Source organism: Sinomicrobium pectinilyticum, from assembly GCF_003725735.1.
Taxonomy (GTDB): Bacteria; Bacteroidota; Bacteroidia; order Flavobacteriales; family Flavobacteriaceae; genus Sinomicrobium; species Sinomicrobium pectinilyticum.
Window position 1 is genome coordinate 1 of the sequence record NZ_RJTM01000165.1, and the last position, 332, is coordinate 332.

Annotated in this window: 1 protein-coding gene; it reads left to right on the plus strand. The window is 53.0% G+C overall.

The features are described from left to right. The coding region (locus tag ED312_RS23945; protein ID WP_206363299.1) for a hypothetical protein at positions 1–332 on the plus strand (332 nt) is incomplete at both ends.

A 332-nucleotide genomic window follows, 5' to 3' on the forward strand; every position in this document is an offset into this window, starting at 1 on the left:
AGCTGCTGTAACAACCGGTACAGTAACCTTGCCGAATACCAATGGAACAGACGATATCAATGAAACGATCCCGACGCTTCCGAACGGTGCAATTGTGACTTATACGGTTACGGTACAAACCCCACCGGACTTTACGGATGACCTGGTGAATGCGGTGCAGGTAACCAGCCCGACAGAGGACCCCGACCCGGATTGCCCGGATTGTGAGACCCCACCGCTGGAACCAAACCCCCAGGCCGATATTGTTACGGTAAAAGTAACAAGTGATGCGGGACAAACAGAATTTGTCCCCGGCGAGTCCGTGGAATATACGATCACCGTGACCAACAACG